The sequence below is a fragment of the Aquimarina sp. AD1 genome, from assembly GCF_003443695.1.
GTDB lineage: Bacteria > Bacteroidota > Bacteroidia > Flavobacteriales > Flavobacteriaceae > Aquimarina > Aquimarina latercula.
Map to the genome: position 1 here is coordinate 384,331 of NZ_CP031966.1, position 15,919 is coordinate 400,249.

Below are 15,919 nucleotides of genomic sequence, written 5' to 3' on the forward strand. Positions count from 1 at the left end.
AAATAAATCCGGTTAGCTTTTAGTTAACCGGATTTATTGTTATTTCACACCTTTCAGTTTTATATGTTAGATGGATGATCCTTCGTAATTAGGAATTGGCCAATGATCATTTGCAGCAAATACTCCTTTTTTCCATTCGTCAAGTTCTGATTTTGTAATCAAACAATCATCCAATTGTTTAGTTACCAGATCAACATCAATGTTCTGACCAATAAATACGAGTTCGATTTTACGATCGCCAAATGTAGGATCCCACTCAGTTTCAATCATTTTTTGATTATCTAAAAACGAAGCATAAGTGATTCGTTCACTAAAAGGCATCGAAGCCCACCATACCCCAGCTGGATCTGTTTTGAGTGAACCTCCTGCAGAACCCCAAATAAGGGCTTGGTCGGGACGAGAGGCAAGCCAAAATAATCCTTTACTACGAATAATATTTGAAGGAAAGTGATCTGTAGCAAATTTTAAAAAACGTTCAGGGTGAAAGGGTTTGCATTTTCGATAAACAAAAGAACCAATCCCATATTCTTCGGTTTCCGGGATGTGCTCATTTTCGAGTTCCTGTATCCATCCGGCAGATGCTTCTGCTTCTTCAAAATCAAACAAACCTGTATCAATTACTTCACGTATTGATACTTGAGAATTTTGAGTAGGAATAACACGAGCGTTTGGGTTTAATTTATGGATAATATCATATAAATTCCTCAATTCTGATTCCGTTATCAAGTCTACTTTATTTAGCAAAATAACATTGGCAAACTCTACTTGATCAGTTAATAGATTAACAATAGTACGGTCGTCTCCCTCAATATTAGTAAGGTTTCTATCTGTTAGATATTGTGGGCTAGAAAAATCCCTTAGAAAATTATAACCATCTACAACAGTAACCATGGTATCTACATAGCTAAACTTGCTTAAGTCTAGTTGTCCATCTTCGCTAGTAAAACTAAAGGTTTGTGCTACAGGAATAGGTTCCGAAATCCCAGTACTTTCTATAATCAAATAATCAAAGCGTTGTTCTTTGGCTAATTTTTCTACCTCCACCATTAGGTCTTCTCTTAAGGTGCAGCAAATACAACCATTAGACATCTCTACGAGTCTTTCTTCGGTTCTAGATAAGGTGTTTTCATTTTCTACAAGCTGTGCATCAATGTTGATTTCACTCATATCATTTACAATAACAGCAACTTTTAATCCTTCTTTGTTATGTAAAATATGATTTAAAAGTGTTGTCTTTCCTGCTCCAAGAAAGCCACTTAATACAGTTACAGGTAATTTTTTCATGGGCTTTATTTTTTAGTTTTTTAAGGTGATCTTACGAGTCACTTTGTTAAATGGCCCTGGAATTACATTTCCAGCTTCATCAACTAATTCTAGTTGAATAGTAATTTCTCCCATAGGAAGCCCTTTGATAACGTGAGGAACCCATTCTGTGATTGTAAATTCTGTGCCATTAATTTTTGCACGAACTTTATTTCCTTCTTTAGAAAGTTTTGTGTTTAGTACAAAGAAATCCAATAATACTTCCTTTGTGCCGTCACCAGTATATTCACCTTTAGGTCGGCTATAAATTAGTGTTGGTGCCTCCATATTAAGGTTTAATTTATCCTCAGGTTTTTCTCCTACTACTAGTTTACGAACAACTACAGAATTTTCGTTCTTTACTGATTCGTGGAATGAACGGCTTAAAAAGGCAACTAAATGGTGAATGCCATCAGGTATTTCTTTTTTAAAATTTGGTTCATAGTGTGCAGAGTAGGGCTGATTATTTAGGATAAAATGAATATGTTGTCCTTTCCCAGAATTTGCTAGTTTTTGTGCGTTTGGACCTTTAGTTTGAGCACCTAATTCATAATTTTCAACGTTAAAAGAGAAATCCATTTCTCCAGATTTTTTAGCGACTATTTCATCAGAAGTATCTAAAATAAGTGCGGCGTCTTTATATGCAGGCGAACCTTCTAATTTCTCTAAGATAATTTTAGATTGTACTACTTCGGCTTCTTCAGTAATTTCTGTTTCTAACTCATCAGTAGTTTCTGGAGCCTTTTTTTCTTGTTTACAGGATGTAATAGCAAAAAATAAAAGAAGAGTTACAATAATTTGATAGTGAGTTTTTTTGTTCATTTTGTTTTAATTTTAAATAATATTACAGTGTTTTCTAAAAATTGTTTTTATGAAGTTTATCAAAATTCCATGTAGATTCATTCCCTTGATTGGTTATGGTAACATTACCTAATTGAATCGTGCTGTTATCTTTTTCGTTTAATTGACAAATTATTTTGGTAATTTGACTGTATTCGATCTGATTAGAGGGTTGAATATTAATAGTAATGTCACCGCTAGCTATGGTTAGAGTATTTCCGTTTTTTTCTAATAGCTTACAACCTAAATGCCTTAGTTCTTGGGTTACGCGGCGATAATCATTTGGGATACAGCTTAAATGAATTTCTTTAATCCCGTTAAAAAGTTTTTCATCAGTATACGTAGATTCAAGAAATGCTTCCCGTGAATATGTGGTATGTCTTTTGCCTAGAAGGTTATCTAAAAAAGCTGGGTTATAAAAACCATACCAAGTGTGTAAAGATGTGCCAGGACTTGGTGTGTAAAAAGCCTTGAACCAGGTATGGTTATGATCATCCAAAGGCATCTCAACAGTTTCCATAGCATAAAGAAGCGAGTCTTTAGTAGTTTTTAATTTTGGTTTAACACCCAAATGAAAATGTTCGTCATTGTTTTTTAAAGAGAAACCAATTCCACTTTTTCCTACAGGTTCGTTATAGTTATTTTTTGGACTTAAGATTTCAATATAATGTTGATGTCCTCGTAAATAACAGGTAGATACTTTATGATCTGCGGGAGCAAAATCTGGTAATCCTATATCTATAGAGGCATATTTACTTTTCCAGCTATTGTTTTTTATTAATTTTTCATAAGTAATGCTATCTACAACCACGTATAAATGATCTAATAATAGCTTAGATACATCTTTGTTAAAAGTTGCATCAATTTTTTTTCGATCAATAATAAGTTCAGATTCTTCTTTTTTTTCTTGTGCCCCACAAGATCCAAACAAAAATGAAAGAATTAAGTAAATAGCTATTTGTTTAAACATATTAAAACTCCTTTGTTAACATAGTCTATTATTGTATATCATTAAAAGCGTTTAATAAAATCGTGGCAGCAATTCCAAAACCAGCTCCCGAAATGAACAGGTTCCATTTTAAATGTTCTCCCCTAATAAATTGAGTATATATCCATAGGGATAACATAAAAAGGAGTACAATAAATAACTGTCCAACCTCGATACCAATATTAAAAGCCAATAGTGGCATAATTATGCTATCACTAAATAGCATAAATTTAAAATTGCTGGCAAATGCTAATCCATGAATTAACCCAAAAATTAAGGCAATGCTATATTTTACTTTAGTATCAGAAAATTTACCGTGTTTATTGTAATTGATAATATTGGCTAATGCAGTTAACATTATGGTAAAAGGAATGAGCATATCTATAAGTTTGGAATTTGCCGGAATTATATCTAAGGCGCTTAGAATAAGAGTTCCGCTATGCCCAATAGTAAAAGCGGTAATGATTACTAATATTTGCTTCCATTGCTCTAGTTTAAAAGCAGCACATAATGTCATTACAAATAATAAATGGTCGTATGCATTAATATCTACGATATGATGCCATCCATTAATAAAAAAAGAACTTAAATTATCCATTAGGATTAGGGTATTATAAATTAAGAGTTATAGGTTTGTCTAGTGATGTAACTTCGAAGTAATCTTCTGAAATAAATGGAGGTATACGAACAGTCATCCTATTCGATTGTAAAAAGTCAAATTCTTGAAAAAAAAGTGTGTTTTCGATACAAATTTGATCTCCCTCTTTTATCACCGGAATTTTTTTGGAAAACTTAATTGATAAAACATTATGCTTTTCAAAAACTTCTGATGAAATATATTTAAGGGTGTATATTTTATCATTAATGATTATTTTATAATACTTTTTAAAATAATTCTCAATTCCTTCAATATCTTCTTCGGATAAGTCTGATGCATTAAAATTTTTAGTAAATGTATCGTTCATACTAAAAGTAAAATCATCAATAAAAACTCTGCATTCTACTCCTAAAATATTACTTTCCGGAAAAGATTGAATTAATGATGAGGTTAGCTTTATTGGATGTGTTAGGCTAAATGATGTAGAAAATAGCAATAGACATCCGAGAAGTAATATTTGATAGAATTTCATAATTACAGTATTTTAATTATTATGATAATTTTCATTTTGTACAATTGGCTACCTAGTTTTTAGTTAGGAGATAGTTTACCATATAACAAAACCTTATTTTCGATTGTTTTTGGAGGATAAAAAATTTGGTTATTTGAATAGTAGACAAAACTTTGGGTAATAACATTGTGATGTTTTAAAGCTTTTCCCAGTATTGGAGTGTCTAACATGTATTTTCGTTGTTTTTGTAAATGTCTGGAGGCCAAAAGCATTACTCTCAATATTGGATGACTTTGACTTAAGAAATGTTTAGGTAACGTTTTATCAAGCTGTAATAAGGTTTTATTAGCGTTGAAAAAGGGTTCGATTTCTGGTTCAAGTACTTCTCTGTAAAAAATATTTGTGTTTTTTGTTATAAAAATAACTTGAGTAATGTTTTGATTTTTAATTACAGAAATAAGGTTTTCTTGAGTATCAATATCCCATCTAAAATTAGCCCCAAGGGCCGTATAGAAAAATGCTTCATTACTACAAGTTTGTCTTAAAACACCTTCTATATGGTCCGTTGGGCAAATCAAAAACAGAGAATTACCTGATTTTAGTTTATTAAAAGTCATACACTTTCTACTATGCTAAATGGTAAAGATGAATGATGTACATCTATTTTTAGTTTTCCGTTGGAATCTTTTCGATATCCAAAAGTGTATTCAACTTTAGTGTCTTGTCCATTTGTATCAGTAAAAAAATAATTCCCCATGGCTAACGCCCTACTTTCTTCTAATATTAAGGCTGCATTTTCAAACCTAACCTGTGTCCAAGGTTGAAGAGCAAAACCTTTATCTTCAGAAAATTTTGAATTACCACCAATAAAATAGGAAATCGCACCTTCTTTAGTAATTCTAAACTGGTCAATTGCAGCTTTAGTTGGTTTAAATAATACTTCTTTGTTGTCAAAATCATACAAATCATTTACGAAGTTTTCCGTATAAGTTTCATTTGCTGATCTATCTGTATGAAGTGCACCTATTTGAACAACTCCTTCTCCCCAAATTTTTTGGGCATTTTCAATTTCTTTTTTAGTAATCATGGTAAGTTTTAAATTATTAATAATGTTATTTGATGTAAATCTTAATATTGAGAGGTTTTATACCTGATAGAGAACCTTCTTGATAATGAGTAAAATTGTTATAGATTAGAAAAATTTGAAATAAGGTTTTCTAGCAGGAAAAGTTGAGTTATTTTATATATCACTGTATAATCGTAAAAGAATAAGCAAAAAATAAAGTGTTTTAACTCTAATTTAAAGTGTTGGAGGAGGTTTGTTGTAAACACTTTTGGGCAGTGTTATACTATATTTAGATGTTTCGTAACTAAAATCTACTTTATGTTCTTGATAATCTGCTGTAGATTTTTGTTCTATTTCTTCGGTAGTATCACCTATAAAAGGTGTAAGCTGATTTGATGCTGTAATGATCTCACATAATTCGCAATTTGTATCTGGATACGTGTCATCGGAAAAATGTGAAAATGCGTGTGCACTAACAACTCTTAAAAGCAGAAAAGTTGTAACTAAAAAAAGAGAAATTATATTTTTATAAAAGTTCAACCTCATTGGTTAGATATGATAACTAATAAGCTTTTTTAGATAATAAAGTATTTAATAAAGCTATTTTGTTTTACTATGTTTTCGAAAAAGTGGCACTTTGTTTAATATAATTTTTAGTTAATTAAACAGTTTTTAACCTTTAGAAGTACTTGTCTTTGGAAAATTTAGTTAAATAGTGTTAATTAAATGTTAATTAATTTTGATTAATTATTTTAGTTTTATGTGTTTTTGTACTGGTTTTTGTTTTTGTTAATTCTTCTTGAAACCATTATTATCACTAAAGCAACAAAGTTGCAACAAATTATTTTTAAATGCAATTTTTTATCTTAATTATTAATTGTTAACGAAATAGCATACGGTTTTACCATATTAAATTTTTCGTTTGAATTTATAAATTTGCGCCTAACACAAATTTAACTCAATATGAAAAATTTAAGTAAAATCGCTGTGGGGACACTACTCTCAGCTATGGTATTCACATCATGTCAAAATGAAAATTTTAATGATGGAACTGCAGAAACTATTGTAGAACCTACTAGTACTGAAGGGAAAATAATTCCCGGACAGTATATTGTAGTGTTTAAAGATTCTAAAATAGAACCTGCATCGAAAGTTTTAGAAAAAAGATCTTTTACGAGTAGAGAAGATAAGGCAAATTCGGTTAGAGAGATCTCCGAAGTATCTATCAAAAAAATGAATGACATCTTATCAGAAAATGATTTGGATCAGTCTAAAGTATTAAGTTACTATACTACCAAAATTTCGGGGATGGCTATTGAATTAGGCGATAGTGAATTTCAAAAATTATCTAAAGACGCTAATATTGCAGCGATCGAGTACGATAGAGTGGTAGAATTGCCTAAATTCGATATCGAAGAAGTAGTTTCTGGAGATCAATCACAAAGAATGGCTCAGCAAACACCTTGTGGTATTACTAGAGCTGGTGGAGCCGCTGATGGTTCTGGTAGTAATGCTTGGATATGGGTAATCGATACTGGTATTGATTTAGATCATCCAGACCTTAATGTAGTTACAAATACTACTTATGCTAGATCATTTGTAGGTGGATCCGCTAATGATTGTAATGGTCACGGAACACACGTAGCAGGAACTGCAGCTGCTATAAACAATAGTATTGGTGTAGTAGGAGTTTCTGCTGGAGCACCAGTTGTGCCAGTAAGAGTTTTTGGATGTAGTGGTGGTACAAGTACTTCTACAATATTAAATGGAATCAACCACGTTGGTCAATATGATTTAGCTGGTGATGTAGCTAACTTAAGTTTAGGAGGTTTCTTTGGGTCAGGATGTGCAAACAATTCTTCTTACAGAAGTGCATTATTAGCTCTTGGAAATGCAGGAACTAGAGTTGCTATTGCAGCAGGAAATAGTAGTGCTAATTCAGCAAACTATCAACCAGCTTGTGTGAATGGAACTAATATATTCACAGTAGCTTCTATGACTTGTAGTCAAGGATTCTCATCTTTCTCAAATTACAATATGAATCCTGTTGATGTTATTGCTACAGGTAGTAGCGTTAGAAGTACATATTTAAACGGTGGTTATGCAACATTGAGTGGTACATCAATGGCATCACCTCACGTAGCTGGAATTATGCATGCTAGAAATAACGGACCTAGAACATCTGGTACTGTAAGTAACAGAGGAGAAAACTATCCTATAGCAGTAAGATAAAAGACACAGTCTTTATTTTTACGTTGGGATGTGTAGTTACGAAACCATTGGCTGGAGAGCTGATGGTTTCTCTTTATTTACATTTATTACAAATACCAATAATTAAAAATTGAGTCTCTTGGATTGTAAACCCTTCTAAGCTTGGGATATGTAGTGTATTGGGTTGACAAGTTACTTCTTTACATGTCTGACATTCGAAATGTATGTGATTATGAATTTTATGAGATGTTCCGCAATTAGTATCACAAAGTGCATAATACGCTTTTCCATTTTTGCCAGTTACGAAATGAACCTCTCCTTTATCGGCAAATCGATCTAAAATTCTATATATGGTGGTCTTGTTAACTTTTATTGGCATAGTAGCCATAATTTCTTCAGCAGACATTGCATGTTCCGTGTCAGAAAGGATTTTTTTAACAAGATTTTGTTTTTCAGTATTTCTTGATTTTTTAATCTCCATGCTATCGTATTCGGATTCCTTTACTTTATCGAAAATAATGATTTTTTGACCATAAGTACTTTTTTTTCATAAAATTCGAAAAAAGTATACCTCACCATTTTGTCTTCTGATTAATCCAAACCTTACTTATAAAGGAAATTTTTCCAAATTAGATTGTTAGGGAATAGGGAATTTTTAAATTTTTTTAAAAAGCAAAACTAAAATAATTCAGTAAAAAAATAGTTTATACATTTGAATCGTAAACCAATTAATTAAAATCATGAAAACACTTAGTAGATTAGCAGTAATTGCAACAGTTCTTTTATTTGTGTCTTGCAAACAAAACCCCGCAGAAGCACCTGAGCATAAAGCTATGGTAGAAAAGCATCAAGAAATGGAAGCTTCTCATGAAACTATGGCTAAAGAACATAACACTATGAAAGATGATCATCAGCAGATGGTAGCTGCTCATAAAACAATCGAAAATGATTCAATTCATTTGATAACAGAAAAGAGTCACATAGATTTATTAGCCAAACACGGTAAACTTATTGAAGATCATCAGACATTGATAGAAAAGCACGCTGAATTAGAAACAAAACATGTTTCTGGAGAGATTACATTGGAGCAAATGAAATCTGAACATGAATCCATGAAAGCGGAACATGAGCATATGGAGAAAGAGCATAAAGGTATAGCTGCAGAACACGAGCGTATTACTGATGAGGATAAAAAAATGATTGAGGAAGATAAAAAGAAGGCCGAAGAAGAAGTTTCGGAACAAGAGTAAATAAAAATAGATATAGTTATTAAAAAAACCAGTAAATGAATTGTTTATTTACTGGTTTTTTATTTTTAGATTGCTATTGGAGCACTCATACAATGCTCTGGAATTCCGTATCCATCAACTAATGTTTTTATATGCGGTCTTAATTCTGTAGAAAGCCGCTCTACACGGTTTCGAATTGCTTTTGATTTTGCACTACCAATATATCCTTGTTCTAAATACCAGGATGCATCTTTTCTTAATTCGTGTAATGCATACAAAGTACCTATTTTCTGAAACAACTGTTGATATTTTTTATCTTCTATGGTATCTACAAAACTTGTAAAAGTGCTATATGCCAATTCAGTGCTATATGCTTTTCCTAGGGATAATAAATGTGTTTGAACTTTTAGAAAAGCTTGATACGAGGGAATTCCTTTTTTTACATAATTACGAATTCGCATTGCTAAGGTATACGTAAGTCTTCTGGTTCGATAATCAAATGCATGTTTGTGGAATTTAGGATTATACAGATGATCCTTGTCTACATTGTTAGTATAAGCAGGATTTATAGTACTTAATTTATCATTAAGTCTAGCTCCCAGTAATTTTAGCACAGCCGTAAAACCGGCACTGTTAAATTCAGATTTAAACTCTGATAATATACCCTTTGCCGCTAATAATAGTAATACATGGTTATCTCCTTCAAAAGTGGTGAAGATATCTACATCGCCTTTTAGGTCAGCAATTTGATTCTCTATTAAATATCCCTTTCCACCACAGGCTTCTCTACATTCTTGTATCGTATCATTTGCAAACCAGGTAATTATGGATTTAAGTCCAGCTGCCTGAGTTTCAATTTTTCGTTTATCTATTACTGATTTGTCACTGTAGATTTTCATCATATGCGTTAATGTAATATCATATACATAACAAGTTGCTACAGCCGGTGTGAGGCGTAATTGATGTGTGGGGTAATCCATAAGGAGATCCTCTTGGATTTTTATACTATCATTAAATTGCCTTCTTTTTAAAGCATGCCTAACAGCGATTGCTAGGGCTTTTTTAGCTCCGCCTAGTCCAGCGCGAGCTACACATATTCTACCTCCAACTAATGTGCCTAACATCGTAAAGAAACGTTTGTTTGGATTTTTGATATCAGAATGATATGAGCCATTTGCATCAATATCTCCATATTTGTTTAATAAGTTCTCTCTGGGAACGTGCACTTGATGAAACCATATCTTTCCGTTGTCTACTCCGTTAAGTCCTAATTTATAACCATTATCCTCAATAGTGACTCCAGGCATTAATTCGTGTTGTTTATTTCTTATCGGAACCAGAATAGCATGTACTCCTTCGTTCTTACCATTAACAATTAATTGGGCAAAAACTGATGCCATCTTAGAATCTAAGGCATTACCTATATATTCTTTATTATCGTTTTGTCCTGGCGTATGTATAATTATACTATCTGTTTCTTTATGATATGTTGCAGTAGTTTTAATACCTCTTACATTAGAACCATGTCCAGTTTCGGTCATGGCAAAACATCCTAATAGTTTTGTTTTTCCGGTATCTGCTAGGTATTGATCATGATGTTTTTTTGTGCCTAATTTTTGAATACTTCCTCCAAAAAGACCAAACTGAACCCCAAACTTTATCGCTAAACTTCCATCTACATACATTAGATTTTCAAAAATAGCTGCATATCCAGGCATATCTTCGGTGCCGCCATAGGTTTCTGGATACGCCATAGCTCCATATCCTTCTTTGGCTAAGAATTTTACTTGTTGTAATACGTGTTCTCTAAATTCTTCTTTGGTTCTCCTGATATCCCAATCAAAAATTGGATCTTTAAGAACTTCTCTAAAAGCATCAACCACATCGGTGTGCTCGCCCTTTAGAATCTGGTCAATAGCAGAAGCTTCATAATGTTCAGCCGATGTTTCTTGGACTACTTCTAAATCAAATAAATGCCTGTAGTGGTTGGGCTGAATACCAAGGTTTATTTCTATATCTTTTAAATGTGTATTAAAAGGACATGCTGACTGATAATAACAAACTAAATTTTGGCTGAATGTTGCCAGTGGATGCACTTCACTTTCTACTAGTTTAATGGAAGAATTTGTTATTGTTTTTTTCCAGTTTTTTAGCTCTTGATCTTTAGGTGGGTCATTAGGGTTTAACCAACTTGTAAGAACACCTCTGTCCTCCTTGCCTAATGTTTCATCTCCTTGGATTGCTGTCTTTACAACAGAAATTTCCGAGTAGGATAATAAATCGTCTGACCAGATTACATAAAAGAAAGGAATATATTGTAAAATACCTTGAGTATAGCTTGTTGCATTCATAGAATGAAAATACAATAATTATTTCAGAATAATTATGGATAATACAATGAGGTGATCTACTTTTTGTATTTAAGTTTATTGCATTATAAGTTTAAATAAATAATCATATAACAAAGCAGAGTTGAGAAGTATTATCTAAACTACTTCCCAATACAAAAATTAGCAAAAATATTACCAAGCAAATCATCAGAAGTAATCTCACCGGTAATCTCACCAAAATGATATAATGCCTGACGAATATCAATCGCCATTAAATCTCCAGATAAACCATTGTCAATACCGTATTGTACTTTTTGAATTTCTTCTAAAGCTTTTAATAAAGCATCATAATGACGAGAATTGGTCACAATAGTTTCGTCATTTCTTAAAGCTCCTGTATTTACAAAATCTAAGAGTTTACTTTGTAATTCTTCAACTCCAATATTTTGTTTGGCGGACAACAGGTGTATATTCTCGATCTCTGAAGTTAATGATGAAATCTCGGATTCACTAAGTTTATCTACTTTGTTAGCTACAACAATTAATGGTTTCTGCGGATATTTGTTTTTGATCTTACCGATTTCAGTTTTTAATAACTTTAAACTATCAACGGTTAATGCAGAACTGTCAATCAAATAAATAACCACCTGTGCTTGCTCAATCTTTTCGAAAGTCTTCTTTATTCCTATACTTTCTACGATATCCTTAGTGTCTCTAATACCAGCAGTATCGATAAATCTAAATCCAATACCCCCTATGTTAATTTCATCCTCAATGGTATCACGCGTTGTCCCAGCAATATCCGAAACAATAGCCCGCTCTTCATTCAATAAAGCATTCAATAGCGTAGATTTACCAACGTTAGGTTCTCCCACAATTGCAACCGGAATACCATTTTTAATTACATTTCCAACAGCAAAAGAATCAATTAGTCGCTTTAGAACTTTGGTGATCCGAGAGATTAGATCCTGAAACTGCGATCTATTAGCGAACTCTACATCTTCCTCGGAAAAATCAAGTTCTAGTTCTATTAATGATGCAAAATTGAGAAGCTCATCCCGCAGTTTTTGAATTTCATTACTAAAACCACCACGCATTTGTTGCATAGCAATCTGATGAGAAGCTTCAGAATCAGAAGCGATAAGATCTGCCACTGCTTCTGCTTGTGATAAATCTAATTTACCATTAATAAATGCTCTTAATGTAAATTCTCCGGCGTTAGCGATTCTACATCCTTTACGAAGTAATAACTGAATAATTTCTTGTTGGATGTAGCTTGACCCATGACATGATATTTCTACAGTAGGTTCTCCTGTATAAGAAGTCGTTCCTTTAAACAAAGAGAGTAATACTTCATCTAATATACGCTCATTATCAATAATATGACCTAGATGTATTGTATGACTTTTTTGTTTATTTAGATCTTTTCCTTTAATAGAACGAAATAGGGGAGCGCAAATACTAATTGCATCTTTTCCCGAAACTCTAATCACTGCTATAGCACCAGCTCCTGCTGGAGTAGCTAAAGCAACTATGGTATCTTGTGAAATCATATTTTACTAATAGAAAGTACAAAAATAGACATAATATAATCTTACATTTCATTTTAGACTTCAAACTTTTTTGTAGACAAAATTTTCTTCCTTACTTTTATTGCTGGGGTTGAAATTTTAATAGATTTCTAAGACAAAAAATAAAGGGAAATAAAGTAGATGTAATTTAATAGTTTTTAAATGCATTTATATGGAGTATATGTTTAAGGAGTAACTAACCTTAAACAAAATTGATTTAGTAACTAAATTTAATTTCTATATACTAAAACTTTTATTTTTATGAATTTTCACAGCACAAACTCATTTAATAATAGGAAACTACTATTAAAACACAAAATTATTGCTGCCGTCTGCGTAGTATTTATGCTAATTCCATTTGTCAATTATGCTCAGACGCAGAGTTTAGCAAGACATGAAACTCCTTATAATTTAACCTTAAAATCAGATGGAGTTGTGGGTAAGAATAACTCACAAGTGATTACCGAAGAAGTTTCAGAAACAGGAGCTACTTGGCTACGTCTGTTTTTTAAGGACGTAAATTTGGGTAATAATAGTACAATTACTATTACTTCAAAACTAGATGGAGCAACTCAGACCTTAACATCCAAAACTATAAAGGACTGGAATAACTCTAGTGCTTATTTTAACGGAGATGCAGTTACAGTTACATTATCGGTAGCTGCAAACGATTCATCAGTAGGAATTAATATTTCGGAATTAAGTGTTGGGGAACTTGATCCTACTGTAAAATCACAATGCGGATCTAGCGATGATAGGGTGGATTCTGCGGATGATGCTATTGGAAGAATTGTTCCAATAGGATGTACAGGTTGGATTATCACAAATGGTAAATTAGTAACTGCTGGTCACTGTGTGGGTAGTAGAGCTGAGATAATCGAATTTAATGTACCAAAATCAAATCCTGATAGAACGATAGTACATCCTGGACCAGAAGATCAATATCCAATAGGAAATTTTGTATCACCATATCCAAATAGTCCGAGTCAGGCAAATGACTGGGCAGTTTTTGATGGTTTTGCGAATTCTCAAACAGGTCAAACGCCAATTCAAGGGCAAGGAGCATCATACAATGTGACACAGGATGCGCCTGGAGCTAATATCACAATAACTGGTTTCGGAACAGATACAGGAATTGATAATCAAACACAACAAATTCACACTGGACCATTAAGCTCTTCGACAAATACTTTTGTAAGATATAGAACAGATACTACAGGAGGTAACTCTGGTAGCCCAATTATAGATACAGCAACGGGTAATGCTGTTGGAGTGCATGCATATGGAGGATGTTCTGGATCTGGAGGATCTAATTCCGGAGAAAGAGCTACGATTCCTGCTTTTTGGGATGCAATGGGGTTAGGGACACCGCCGCCACCTCCAACAGATGAGTGTTCAGGGAATGTTTCATCTTTCCCTTACAGCGAAAGTTTTGAAGGATCTATCGGTGCTTGGTCACAATCATCTAATGATGATATTAATTGGACTGTAAATTCAGGAGGTACTCCTTCTAATGGAACAGGACCTAGTGGAGCAGTAGATGGTAATTCTTACATTTATGTAGAAGCTTCAGGTAATGGAACTGGATATCCAAATAAACAAGCAATCTTAAATGCTCCTTGTTTAAATTTTAATGGCGTGTCTTCTCCAACAATAAGCTTTCAATATCATATGACCGGAAATGCGGTAGGAACATTAAATGTTGAAGCTAGAACTAATAATACTGGGAACTGGAGTAGTGTATTTACTAGATCTGGAGATCAAGGTGCTGATTGGAATGCTGCAAGCGTAGATCTTTCTGCATATGCGGGTAATTCTAGTGTACAATTACGATTAAATGTAGTTACAGGTACTAGCTGGCAAGGAGATATTACAATTGATGACCTAAGCATAACTAATGGTAATACACCACCACCGCCGACTTGTGATTCATTAAATTTTAATGATTATGCAATTACAGGTTTTTCTAACCAAGATTCTGCAGGGAACTTTTCTATAGGTAATGGAGGAGCATCGATATCAATGACTAATAATACTTGGAAATTTATTCCTTTTAATTATAATGTAACAGCTAATACGGTTATTGAGTTTACTTTTAGTAGTAGTAGTCAAGGAGAAATCCACGGAGTTGGTTTTGAAGATGATAATACGCTGACCTCTAGCAGATATTTTAAAGTTCATGGAACCCAGAATTATGGTGTGACTAATTTTGATAATTACAGCAGTGGATCTACAACTTATGTGATTCCTGTAGGTAATTTTTATACCGGAAATATGGACAGGTTAGTATTTATAAATGATAATGACGCGGGTAGTGGTAACAACTCTACTTTTTCTGATGTTAAAATTTATGAAGGTTCTTGTGGACAATCAGCTAATGCAGAAAGTCTAATCGCTGATTTGGAATCTGCTGAAGCGATTTTAGGAGATGAACCAGAAGGTATATTTAATGACGTAAGAATTGCACCGAATCCAGCGACGAATAATTTTTCGATATATCTTAATCCGTTTGTTAAAAAAGCAAATGCGACAGTATTTTCTATTCTAGGTCAAAAACAAGCTGAGATAGAACTTCAACCAGGAGCAAACACGATTTCTGCTAAGAATTTATCATTAGGATTAGGTATTTATTTAATTCGAATAGAGAGCGACGGAGAATCTATAACACAAAAACTAATAATCAATTAATAAATGATATAGAATTAAATTTAGTTACTAAAATAGAGAAGCGCCCTAGGTTTTTAGGGTGCTTTTTTTGTAATTTTTTCTCTTATACATAGATGTAACTGTAACGTTTCGCTCAATATTTCGTCATATATGCATAGGTTGCTAATTAAATTAGCAATTCTGTAAAGCAATCATCAACCAAAAATAAAAGAAATCATGAGACAAGACAGATCATTACTAGTCATTACCCATTTATCACAATTATTAGACCTTGTAACCGGGTTCGGAGGGTTTGTAGTACCATTAATATTATGGCTTACACAAAGAGAACAAGTATTAGCAATGGATAATCACGGAAAATCAATTATGAATTTTCAGATAAGTATGTTTATTTATGCAATTGTTTGTATACCGTTAATACTATTATTTGGAGTAGGAATTCTAGGATTAATTGTTATAGGTATTTTATGCTTAGTATTTCCTATAATAAATGCAATTAAAGCTAGTAACGGAGAAGAGCCATCATATCCGTTATCCATGGACATTATAAAATAATGAATAAGAAAAAGGGTCGATTGTAAATCGACCCTTTTTATAAATATATAA

Annotated in this window: 15 protein-coding genes; 4 read left to right on the forward strand and 11 right to left on the reverse strand. The window is 32.8% G+C overall.

Going from position 1 to position 15,919, the window contains the following annotated elements; genetic code table 11:
* Positions 1 to 66 precede the first annotated feature (66 nt).
* The 8 genes from D1815_RS01745 to D1815_RS01780 all read right to left on the reverse strand — a co-directional run bounded on the left by D1815_RS01745 (position 67) and on the right by D1815_RS01780 (position 5,851).
* Positions 67 to 1,284: a GTP-binding protein gene (locus D1815_RS01745; protein WP_118385689.1), complete on the reverse strand. Its 1,218-nt coding sequence runs from the start codon at positions 1,282 to 1,284 to the stop codon at positions 67 to 69.
* Positions 1,285 to 1,296: 12 nt separating this feature from the next.
* Positions 1,297 to 2,124 carry a hypothetical protein gene (locus tag D1815_RS01750; RefSeq protein WP_118385690.1) on the reverse strand — a complete coding sequence of 276 codons (828 nt, stop codon included), beginning with the start codon at positions 2,122 to 2,124 and terminating at the stop codon, positions 1,297 to 1,299.
* A 34-nt stretch (positions 2,125 to 2,158) separates the two neighbouring features.
* Complete coding sequence (locus D1815_RS01755) at positions 2,159 to 3,112, reverse strand: DUF5829 family protein (RefSeq protein WP_118385691.1); 954 nt, start codon at positions 3,110 to 3,112, stop codon at positions 2,159 to 2,161.
* A gap of 28 nt (positions 3,113 to 3,140) precedes the next feature.
* Positions 3,141 to 3,728, reverse strand: a complete 588-nt coding sequence (locus D1815_RS01760; RefSeq protein WP_027391891.1) for a HupE/UreJ family protein — start codon at positions 3,726 to 3,728, stop codon at positions 3,141 to 3,143.
* 13 nt (positions 3,729 to 3,741) lie between these two features.
* Positions 3,742 to 4,260, reverse strand: coding sequence for a DUF6702 family protein (locus tag D1815_RS01765; protein WP_027391890.1), 519 nt, complete (start codon positions 4,258 to 4,260; stop codon positions 3,742 to 3,744).
* A gap of 59 nt (positions 4,261 to 4,319) precedes the next feature.
* Entirely contained in the window at positions 4,320 to 4,856 is a 537-nt protein-coding gene (locus D1815_RS01770) for a hypothetical protein (RefSeq protein WP_027391889.1), read from the reverse strand.
* Positions 4,853 to 5,326, reverse strand: a complete 474-nt coding sequence (locus D1815_RS01775; protein ID WP_118385692.1) for a hypothetical protein — start codon at positions 5,324 to 5,326, stop codon at positions 4,853 to 4,855. The genes D1815_RS01770 and D1815_RS01775 overlap by 4 nt, the downstream gene beginning before the upstream one ends.
* A 213-nt stretch (positions 5,327 to 5,539) precedes the next feature.
* On the reverse strand, positions 5,540 to 5,851 hold the full coding sequence (locus tag D1815_RS01780; RefSeq protein ID WP_118385693.1) for a hypothetical protein: 312 nt from the start codon (positions 5,849 to 5,851) through the stop codon (positions 5,540 to 5,542).
* Between the two features lie 417 nt (positions 5,852 to 6,268).
* On the opposite strand from D1815_RS01780, the gene D1815_RS01785 reads away from it, so the two are divergent.
* Positions 6,269 to 7,537, forward strand: coding sequence for a S8 family serine peptidase (locus D1815_RS01785; protein ID WP_118385694.1), 1,269 nt, complete (start codon positions 6,269 to 6,271; stop codon positions 7,535 to 7,537).
* A gap of 73 nt (positions 7,538 to 7,610) precedes the next feature.
* On the opposite strand, the gene D1815_RS01790 is transcribed toward D1815_RS01785, so the two are convergent.
* A complete protein-coding gene (locus tag D1815_RS01790) occupies positions 7,611 to 7,997 on the reverse strand; it encodes a Fur family transcriptional regulator (RefSeq protein ID WP_027391886.1) in 387 nt (128 codons plus the stop codon).
* A gap of 259 nt (positions 7,998 to 8,256) precedes the next feature.
* Between D1815_RS01790 and D1815_RS01795 the strand changes: the two genes are divergently transcribed.
* Positions 8,257 to 8,766 carry a hypothetical protein gene (locus D1815_RS01795; RefSeq protein ID WP_027391885.1) on the forward strand — a complete coding sequence of 170 codons (510 nt, stop codon included), beginning with the start codon at positions 8,257 to 8,259 and terminating at the stop codon, positions 8,764 to 8,766.
* A gap of 65 nt (positions 8,767 to 8,831) precedes the next feature.
* Here D1815_RS01795 and D1815_RS01800 read toward each other — a convergent pair whose 3' ends face one another.
* Together D1815_RS01800 and mnmE are read right to left on the reverse strand one after the other, a co-directional pair.
* Complete coding sequence (locus tag D1815_RS01800) at positions 8,832 to 11,096, reverse strand: acyl-CoA dehydrogenase (protein ID WP_118385695.1); 2,265 nt, start codon at positions 11,094 to 11,096, stop codon at positions 8,832 to 8,834.
* 140 nt (positions 11,097 to 11,236) lie between these two features.
* Positions 11,237 to 12,628, reverse strand: a complete 1,392-nt coding sequence (mnmE, locus tag D1815_RS01805) for a tRNA uridine-5-carboxymethylaminomethyl(34) synthesis GTPase MnmE (protein WP_118385696.1) — start codon at positions 12,626 to 12,628, stop codon at positions 11,237 to 11,239.
* A gap of 279 nt (positions 12,629 to 12,907) precedes the next feature.
* Here mnmE and D1815_RS01810 point away from each other — a divergent pair, with 279 nt between their 5' ends.
* Entirely contained in the window at positions 12,908 to 15,334 is a 2,427-nt protein-coding gene (locus D1815_RS01810) for a T9SS type A sorting domain-containing protein (protein ID WP_118385697.1), read from the forward strand.
* 195 nt (positions 15,335 to 15,529) lie between these two features.
* Entirely contained in the window at positions 15,530 to 15,868 is a 339-nt protein-coding gene (locus D1815_RS01815) for a DUF4870 domain-containing protein (protein WP_027391880.1), read from the forward strand.
* Positions 15,869 to 15,919: the final 51 nt, after the last annotated feature.